General features: G+C 69.1%; 9 protein-coding genes. 8 read left to right on the top strand and 1 reads right to left on the bottom strand.

Features of this window, described 5'->3' with window-relative positions; all coding sequences use genetic code 11:
* Nucleotides 1-28: 28 nt before the first annotated feature.
* From ACNPM4_RS03730 to ACNPM4_RS03710, 5 genes are read left to right on the top strand one after another with little or no spacing between them, the layout of a single operon-like run.
* The gene (locus ACNPM4_RS03730; RefSeq protein ID WP_448984740.1) at nucleotides 29-853 is read left to right on the top strand and encodes an ABC transporter ATP-binding protein; all 825 of its coding nucleotides are present in this window, start codon (nucleotides 29-31) and stop codon (nucleotides 851-853) included.
* Nucleotides 850-1,656 (top strand): ABC transporter ATP-binding protein, encoded by an 807-nt coding sequence (locus tag ACNPM4_RS03725; RefSeq protein ID WP_448984739.1) that lies wholly within the window; start codon nucleotides 850-852, stop codon nucleotides 1,654-1,656. Before ACNPM4_RS03730 ends, ACNPM4_RS03725 begins: the two co-directional genes overlap by 4 nt.
* A complete protein-coding gene (locus ACNPM4_RS03720) occupies nucleotides 1,653-2,741 on the top strand; it encodes an ABC transporter permease (protein ID WP_029261473.1) in 1,089 nt (362 codons plus the stop codon). The genes ACNPM4_RS03725 and ACNPM4_RS03720 overlap by 4 nt, the downstream gene beginning before the upstream one ends.
* Nucleotide 2,742: 1 nt before the next feature.
* Nucleotides 2,743-3,870, top strand: a complete 1,128-nt coding sequence (locus tag ACNPM4_RS03715) for an ABC transporter permease (RefSeq protein ID WP_372468129.1) — start codon at nucleotides 2,743-2,745, stop codon at nucleotides 3,868-3,870.
* Nucleotides 3,870-6,116 (top strand): exo-beta-d-1,3/1,6-glucosidase, encoded by a 2,247-nt coding sequence (locus ACNPM4_RS03710; RefSeq protein ID WP_448984738.1) that lies wholly within the window; start codon nucleotides 3,870-3,872, stop codon nucleotides 6,114-6,116. Before ACNPM4_RS03715 ends, ACNPM4_RS03710 begins: the two co-directional genes overlap by 1 nt.
* A gap of 16 nt (nucleotides 6,117-6,132) precedes the next feature.
* On the opposite strand, the gene soxR is transcribed toward ACNPM4_RS03710, so the two are convergent.
* Nucleotides 6,133-6,582: a redox-sensitive transcriptional activator SoxR gene (soxR, locus tag ACNPM4_RS03705; protein ID WP_029261477.1), complete on the bottom strand. Its 450-nt coding sequence runs from the start codon at nucleotides 6,580-6,582 to the stop codon at nucleotides 6,133-6,135.
* Between the two features lie 120 nt (nucleotides 6,583-6,702).
* Between soxR and fdxA the strand changes: the two genes are divergently transcribed.
* The 3 genes from fdxA to ACNPM4_RS03690 all read left to right on the top strand — a co-directional run.
* Nucleotides 6,703-7,029, top strand: coding sequence for a ferredoxin (gene fdxA / locus ACNPM4_RS03700; protein ID WP_091032694.1), 327 nt, complete (start codon nucleotides 6,703-6,705; stop codon nucleotides 7,027-7,029).
* A complete protein-coding gene (locus ACNPM4_RS03695) occupies nucleotides 7,026-8,384 on the top strand; it encodes an FAD-dependent oxidoreductase (protein ID WP_448984737.1) in 1,359 nt (452 codons plus the stop codon). The genes fdxA and ACNPM4_RS03695 overlap by 4 nt, the downstream gene beginning before the upstream one ends.
* The coding region (locus ACNPM4_RS03690; RefSeq protein WP_448984736.1) for a flavin reductase family protein at nucleotides 8,381-8,872 on the top strand (492 nt) is incomplete at its 3' end. The genes ACNPM4_RS03695 and ACNPM4_RS03690, both read left to right, overlap by 4 nt.

The raw sequence follows: 8,872 nt of genomic DNA, 5'->3' as shown, positions 1-8,872 counted from the left end.
GGGGACGCCCCACCCGAAGGACACCCCCATGCCAGACCCCCTGCTCAGCGTGCGCGACTTCTCGGTCGTGTACGACGTCGACCCGCCCGTCGAGGCGGTGAAGAACGTGACCCTCGAACTGCAGCGCGGTGAGATCCTCGGACTCGCCGGCGAGAGCGGATGCGGCAAGACCACGCTCGCCTACGGGGTGCAGCGCCTGCTGCGTGCCCCGGCCGTCATCACCAGCGGCAGCGTGACCTTCCACGATGCGACCGGTGTCGACATCGACATCAATGCGCTCGACGTGGATGCCATGCAGCGGTTCCGCTGGGACAAGGTGTCGATGGTGTTCCAGGGAGCGATGAACGCGCTGAACCCGGTCGCGACGATCGGCTCGCAGCTGGAGGACGTGTTCGAGATCCACCGCCCCGACATGAACCGCAAGCAGCGCCGCGCCGAGGCCGAGGAGCTGCTCGAGATCGTGAAGGTCGGACGCCAGCGCATCCGGTCCTTCCCCCACGAGCTGTCCGGCGGCATGCGCCAGCGCGTGATGATCGCGATGGCCCTCGCCCTGCGGCCCCAGCTCATGGTGATGGACGAGCCGACGACCGCGCTCGACGTGCTGGTGCAGCGGGAGATCCTGAAGCAGATCTCGCAGCTGCGGCACGAGTTCGGCTTCTCGGTGATCTTCATCACCCACGACCTCCCGCTCCTCCTGGAGATCAGCGACCGGATCGCGATCATGCGCGAGGGCGAGATCATCGAGCTCGCGACCGCCGAGCGCATCTGGACCCAGCCCGAGCACGAGTACACGAAGACGCTGCTGTCGTCGTTCCCCCGGTTGACCGGGGAGAGAGGGGGGCTGGTGCGATGACCACCCTCGAATTCCGACACGTCACCAAGGCGTACAACGTCCGCGGCGCCGGACAGATCAAGGCGCTCGATGACGTGAGCTTCACCCTCACCTCCGGCCAGACGATCGGGCTGGTCGGCCAGTCCGGCAGCGGCAAGTCCACCATCGCGAAGATCCTCACCCAGCTCGAGACCCCGACCAGCGGCGAGGTGCTGCTCGACGGCACGCCGATTCCCCGTCGCGGCAAAGGGCTGCGGAAGTACCGGCAGCAGCTGCGCATGGTGTTCCAGGACCCGTTCGCCTCGCTCAACCCGTACCACTCGATCCGCTACCACCTGGAGCGCCCGATCCGCCTCGACGACGTGGTGCCGAAGAAGGAGACCGAGAACGAGGTGCGCCGACTCCTCGACCGTGTGCGGCTGGATGCGGATGCCGTGATCGACCGTCGCCCGCACGAGCTCTCCGGCGGGCAGCGGCAGCGCGTGGCGATCGCCCGCGCCCTGGCCTCGCGTCCCTCGCTCCTGGTCGCCGACGAGCCCGTCTCGATGCTCGACGTCTCCATCCGGCTCGGTGTGCTGAACCTGCTCGCCGACCTGCAGCGCGAGGAGGGGCTCGGCGTGCTCTACATCACCCATGACCTGGCGACCGCCCGCCACTTCAGCGACGAGATCATGGTCCTCAACCAGGGCCGCGTCGTGGAGTACGGCGCCGCCGACGACGTGATCCTCGACCCGCAGGACCCGTACACGCGCGAACTGCGATCGGCTTCCCCCGACCCGGACAAGTTCTTCGCACAGGCAGCATCGACCGGAGGCGCATTGTGAGCACCGCGTTCCCCCAGCTCGACGACGACGACCTCGTCGCGCGCGACGCCCTCGAGGTCGGCACCACCGCGACCACGGCCGAGCGCGGAAGCCGCAAGGTCCCGTGGCGCTTCTTCGCCGGACGCGCGGGCTTCTACCTGTTCACCCTGTGGGCGGCCATCACGATCAACTTCTTCCTGCCGCGCCTCATGAAGGGCGACGCGGTCAGCTCCTACCTCGCGCGCAACCGCAGCGTGAGCCCCGAGGCCGAGGAAGCGCTGCGCATCCTGCTCGGAATCGACACCGACAAGTCGATCTGGCAGCAGTACATCGAGTACTGGGGGATGCTGCTGCGTGGCGACCTCGGCATCTCGACGCTGCACGGCCTGCGCCCGGTCGCCGAGGTGCTCGCCGCCGCGCTGCCCTGGACGCTGGGACTCGTCGGCATCGCGACGATCATCTCGTTCACGATCGGCACGGTCGCGGGTGCGATCGTGGGGTGGAAGCGCGGCAGCAGGCTCGACGCGATCATCCCCGTCACGACGTTCTTCAACACCATCCCGTACTTCTGGCTCGGGCTCATCGCGATCGCGATCTTCTCGTCGACCCTGAAGTGGTTCCCCTCCTCGCACGCCTACGACAAGGGGCAGTCCCCGGAGTGGAGCTTCGACTTCATCGGCCAGGTGATCATGCACGGCACTCTGCCGGCGCTGACCATCGTGGTCGCGTCGCTCGGCGGCTGGGTGCTCGGCATGCGCAACATGATGCTGACCGTGCTCGACGACGACTACATCACGGTCGCGCAGGCGAAGGGCATGCCCAACAAGCGGGTGCTCTGGGGTTATGCCGCCCGCAACGCGGTGCTGCCGCAGATCCAGAGCTTCGCGCTGTCGATCGGTTTCATCGTCGGCGGCACGATCGTGATGGAGATGGTGTTCAGCTACCCGGGCGTGGGGAAGCTCCTGCTCGACGCGACCAACGCCAAGGACTTCGCCCTCATGCAGGGCGTGTTCCTCGTGATCACGCTGTCGGTGCTCGTGGCCAACATCCTCGCGGATGTCGTCTACGCCTACCTCGACCCGCGCACGCGCCAGATGGAGTCCTGACATGACCGTTCCCACCACCGCAGCGAGCACAGCGCCCGACGGATCGGCCGTCGTCTCCGGAATGCCCGAGACCGCGACCCTGCGCACTCCGCCCGCCGGCGCACCGCCGCGCAAGACGTTCTGGTCCCAGCTCGCCCAGGCGTTCGCGATGTTCCGCAACCCCAAGTCGATCGCCGGGCTCATCATCCTCGGGGTGTTCGTGCTCGTCGCGATCCTCGCCCCGTGGATCGCCCCCTACGGGCCCACCCAGAAGGACCGCACGGCGCTCCGCCAACCGCCCTCCTGGGAGCACTGGCTGGGCACGACCCATATGGGGGAGGACGTGCTGAGCCAGATCATCTACGGCACCCGTGGCGTGATCGTCGTCGGCTTCCTCGCCGCCTTCATCGCCACGATCATCGCCATCACGATCGGTGTGATCGCCGGCTACGTGCGCGGTTGGAAGAGCGAGTCGCTCTCGGCGCTGACCAACGTGTTCCTGGTGATCCCCGGCATCCCGCTCATCATCATCATCGCCTCGCAGTTCGAGAACCCGCCGCTGATCGTGATCGCCGCGGTGCTCGGGCTCACCGGGTGGGCGTGGGGTGCGCGCGTGCTGCGCGCCCAGACGATGTCGCTGCGCAACCGCGACTTCATCCAAGCTGCCCGGGCCAACGGCGAGCCGCTGCGCCGGATCATCACGGTCGAGATGCTGCCGAACCTCATGGCGCTCATCGCCTCGAGCTTCGTCGGCACCGTGACGGCGGCCATCCTCGGTCTCACGACCCTGGCCTTCATCGGCGTGATCCCGGTGAGCAACCTCAACTGGGGCACCATCCTGTTCTGGGCGCAGCAGAACGGCGCGTTCCCGCGGCTGTGGTGGTGGTACGTGCCCGCAGGGCTCTGCATCGCGATCATCGGCGTCGCCCTCTCGCTCATCAACTTCGGCATCGACGAGTACGTCAACCCGCGCCTGCGCTCCGCGGGCGAGCGGGCCAGGGCGATGAAGAAGAAGGGGCTGAACGTGAACGACGCCGTCACGGCCGTCCGCAGCGTGCCCCTGCCGCCGAAGAGCCCCGATCCCGTAACGTCGGCGGCCTCGCCCGACACCTCCGACTCCTCGAAGACCTCGACCCAGAACACGAAGTGATGACCTCTCAGACCCTGACCACCGTTCTTCCCTACCAGGACCCCGCGCTCTCGATCCCCAAGCGCGTGGCCGACCTCCTCAGCCGGATGACGCTCGAGGAGAAGGTCGGGCAGATGCTGCAGCTCGACGCGCGCGACGACCTCGACGACCACATCGCCCGGCGGCACGCCGGCTCGATCCTGCACACCTCTCCCGAGCGCATCCTGCGGGCCAACGAGCTGACGGCGCAGACCCGGCTCCGCATCCCGCTGCTCGTGGCGGAGGACTGCATCCACGGGCACTCGTTCTGGCCGGGAGCCACGATCTACCCGACCCAGCTGGGCATGGCCGCGTCATGGGACGCTGACCTGCTCGAGCGCGTCGCCCGCGCGACGGCCGAGGAGGTGGCGATCACCGGCATCCACTGGACCTTCTCGCCCGTGCTGTGCATCGCCCGCGACCTGCGCTGGGGTCGCATCAGTGAGACCTTCGGCGAAGACCCGTTCCTGATCGGCGAGCTGGCATCGGCGATGGTGCGCGGTTACCAGGGCGACGGCCTCGATGATCCCACCGCGATCCTCGCGACCGCCAAGCACTTCGCCGGATACTCCGAGACCCAGGGCGGGCGCGATGCGAGCGAGGCCGACATCTCGCGGCGCAAGCTGCGCTCCTGGTTCCTGCCGCCGTTCGAGCGCGTCGCCCGCGAGGGATGCCGCACGTTCATGCTCGGCTACCAGACCACCGACGGCGTGCCGATCACGACGAACGACTGGCTGCTCAGCGACGTGCTGCGTGGCGAGTGGGGGTACGCCGGCACGCTCATCACCGACTGGGACAACGTCGGACGCATGGTGTGGGAGCAGCGGATCCAGCCCGACATCACGCACGCGGCCGCTGCGGCGGTGCGGGCCGGCAACGACATGATCATGACGACGCCCGCCTTCTACGAGGGGGCACTGGATGCCGTGGCGAAGGGGATGCTCGCCGAGGACGCCTTCGACGCCGCAGCCGCCCGCATCCTCACGCTCAAGTTCGAGCTCGGACTCTTCGAGAACCCGCGGTTGCCGGGCACCGAGCTGGATGCCGTGGTGGGCAGCGCCGCGCATGCCGAGCTGAACCTCGAGACGGCCCGCCGCTCGCTCGTGCTGCTCGAGAACGACGGGGTGCTGCCGCTCGACCCCGCAGCGCCGCTGAAGGTCACGGTCACCGGGCCGCTCGCCGACGACGCGCAGACGCAGCTCGGCGACTGGGCCGGCGGCTCGGGTCAGGCCGGGTGGCTCGACGGACAGCCGCGCGAGATGATCACGACTGTGCTCGACGGTCTGCAGGCGATCGACGGCTGGACCGTCACCCACGCTCGCGGTGCCGACATCCTCACGCTCGAGGAAGACCCCAAGGGTCCGTTCTTCCCCGACAAGCAGCCGCGGCCGCCGGTGGTCAAGGCCTGCGAGCCGGATGCGGAGCTGATCGCGGAAGCCGTGGCGGCGGCATCCGTCTCCGACGTGGTCGTGGCGGTCGTGGGTGACCGGATCGAGCTCGTCGGCGAAGGCCGCTCGACCGCGACGCTCGAGCTGATCGGCGGGCAGAACGCGCTGATCGACGCCCTCATCGCGACCGGGATGCCCGTCGTCATCGTGCTGCTCGCCTCGAAGCCGCTCGTGCTCCCGGCATCCGCGTCCCGGGCTGCCGCCGTGATCTGGGCGGCCAACCCGGGCATGCAGGGTGGCCGTGCGCTCGCCGAGGTCATCTCGGGAGCCGTCGAGCCGTCGGGCCGCCTGCCGATCTCGTTCGCCCGCCACGTGGGCCAGCAGCCGACGTACTACAACCAGATCCGCGGACAGCACGGCGACCGCTATGCCGACCTCACGCAGTCGCCCGCCTGGGCGTTCGGCGAGGGGCTGTCGTACACCACGGTGGAGTACTCCGACCTGGAGCTGGAGGCGACCTCCCTGGGGGAGTCCGACACGATCGTCGGCCATGTCACGGTGTCGAACACCGGCACGCGGCCGGTGCGCGAGACCGTGCAGGTGTACGTGCGCGACTCCGTCACGAGTGTCAGCTGGACCGACAAGGAGCTGAAGACCTACCGCCAGGTCGACATCGCTCCGGGGGAGTCCGCCCGCGTGCGCGTGGAGCTTCCGGTCGCCGACTGCTCGATCGTGGACGCTGCCGGCGCGCGTCTGGTCGAGGCCGGCGCGTTCGAGCTGCTGGTGGGTCCGAGCTCGCGCGACGAGGTGCTCCTCTCCGCCGACTTCGAGGTGCGCTGACCCGGCGGCGGCCGGGTCAGTCCTGCAGCCGCTGCGGGCCCACGCCCTGGGTCGCGAGGGCGTCGTCGGGGTTGAGCAGTCCGCACGCCTTCATCGACAGGCAGCCGCAGCCGATGCATCCGGTGAGTTCGCGTTCGAGGCGCTCGATGCCCTCGCGGCGCTTCTCGAGTTCGCGCTTCCAACGTCGTGAGGCGCGTTGCCAGTCGGCGTGGCTCGGGGTCTCGGTGAGCGGCACGTCGGCGAAGGCCGTCTGCACGTCGGACAGCGGGATACCGAGGCGTTTGGCGACCGTGATGAGCGAGACCCGCCGCAGCATGTGCCGGGCGTAGCGGCGCTGATTGCCGGGCGTGCGGGTCGAGGCGATGAGGCCGAGCGACTCGTAGAAGTGCAGGGCGGAGGCGGCGACCCCGGTGCGTCGGGTCATCTCGCCGATCGTCAGCGGCTCGTCGGGTGCGTGCGGGCTCATCCGGATGCCTCTCCCTCGATTTGACCTCAAGTGTACTTGAGGTTTTACGGTTGTCCTGTGGCCCCGAAATGGGCCGATCTACCCGAACGAGGACAGCGTGACCCGAACGAAGACCCCGCGATGACCTATGTGATCGCTCTGCCGTGCGTCGATGTGAAGGACAAGGCCTGCATCGACGAGTGCCCCGTCGACTGCATCTACGAGGGGGAACGGTCGTTGTACATCCACCCCGACGAGTGCGTGGATTGCGGCGCCTGCGAACCGGTGTGCCCGGTCGAGGCCATCTACTACGAAGACGACCTGCCCGATGAGTGGCAGGACTACTACAAGGCGAACGTCGAGTTCTTCGACGAGATCGGCTCGCCCGGAGGCGCCGCCAAGACGGGGATGCTCGCCTTCGACCACCCGATCATCGCCGCGCTCGCACCCCAGGGGGAACACGCATGACCGTCGCCGAACCGCGCATCGCGATCGTCGGAGCAGGGCCGGCCGGCATCTACGCCGCCGACATCCTCCTCGGACTCGCACCGACCGCGTCGATCGATCTGTTCGAGAAGCTTCCCGCGCCCTACGGTCTGGTCCGTTACGGCGTCGCCCCGGATCATCCGCGCATCCGCAAGATCACCGATGCCCTGCACGACGTGCTCGTGAACCCGCGCATCCGGCTGCTGTGCAACGTCGAGATCGGCGTCGACGTCGAGATCGAAGACCTCCGCGCGGCCTACGACGGGGTGATCGTGGCGACGGGAGCCGACCTGGATGTGCACCTCGACATTCCCGGCATCCACCTGCCCGGCTCCTTCGGCGCGGCCGATTTCGTGTTCTGGTACGACGGGCATCCGGATGCTCCGCGCACCTGGCCCCTGGAGGCGGAGTCGGTCGCCGTCCTCGGAGCGGGCAACGTCGCCCTCGACGTGACGCGCATCCTCGCGAAGCACGCCTCCGCGCTGACCCACACCGACACTCCGGATACCGTGCTCGATCAGCTCGCCGCCAGCCCGCTGCGCGACGTGCACCTGTTCGCCCGGCGCGGTCCTGCTGACGTGCGGTTCTCGGCGATGGAGCTGCGCGAGCTGGCTGAGCAGGACGACGTCGACGTGATCGTCGACCCGGATGAGCTCGCCCTGGACGAGCACGCCGAGCGGATGGTCGCGCAGTTCTCCCAGCGCCGCATCATCGTGCGCACCATGACCGAGTGGGCTGCGCTCGACCCGGCGGGCCGCACGGCTTCACGCCGCATCCACCTGCACCTGCGACAGCGTCCCGTGCGCCTCCTCGGCACGGATCGCGTGACCGGCATCGAGATGGAGCGCACCGCATCCGACGAGCTGGGCCGGATGGTCGGCACCGGCGAGCTGCTGCGCTACGACGTCGGAGCCGTGTACCGGGCCGTGGGCTACCGTTCGACGCCCGTTCCCGGGATGCCGTTCGACGCCGATCTCGGAGTGGTCCCGCACGCCGAGGGACGCGTCGTGGATGCGGCGGGCGCACCGATCCCGCGACTGTACGCGACCGGCTGGATCAAGCGCGGGCCGGTCGGGCTCATCGGCTCGACCAAGTCGGATGCCGCGCAGACCGTGCGTCACCTCGTCGACGACCTCGCCGACGCCGAGCCGACGGCATCCGGGGCGGACCCGCTCGCCCACGTCGACCACGCCGTCGACCTGGACGGCTGGCTGCGCATCGATGCCGCCGAGCGCGGTGCCGGTGCGGAACGCGGACGGGAGCGGACGAAGCTCGTCGACCGCGCGGAGATGCTCGCGCACGCGAAACTGGAGCAGATGACGGAGGCCGTCCGATGACCGCGACACCCGTACCCACCCCGGTCGGCGAAGGGCTCAAGGCCGCGTTCCGTACGCACCCCGCGGGGGTGGCGATCATCACAGCATCCACTCCGGAGGGTCCGGTGGGGCTCACGGCGTCGAGCGTGGCGTCCGTGGCGGTCGACCCCGCCGCGATCGTGTTCTCGGTCACGAGGGCCACCGGCTCGGCCGGTGCGATCCTGGGCGCGGACACGTTCGTCGTCCACCTCATCGACGATGAGCACTCCGACCTGGCGCAGAGCTTCGCCGTCAGCGGCTCCGAGCGCTTCACGCCTGAGCAGGGCTGGTCGGCGCTCGAGACCGGTGAGCCGCACCTCGCCGCGGCACGGGCCGCGCTGCGCTGCCGCACCCTGCAGACCGTGGCCGTCGGTTCGTCGACGGTCGTGATCGCCGAGGTCCTCGAGGTGCTCGCCGGGCCGCAGGGCCGTCCGCTCGTCTACCTCGACCGCCGCTTCCACGCCCTCCCG

This window comes from Microbacterium umsixpiens (assembly GCF_053543675.1).
This window is presented reverse-complemented; position numbering and strand designations above follow the sequence as displayed.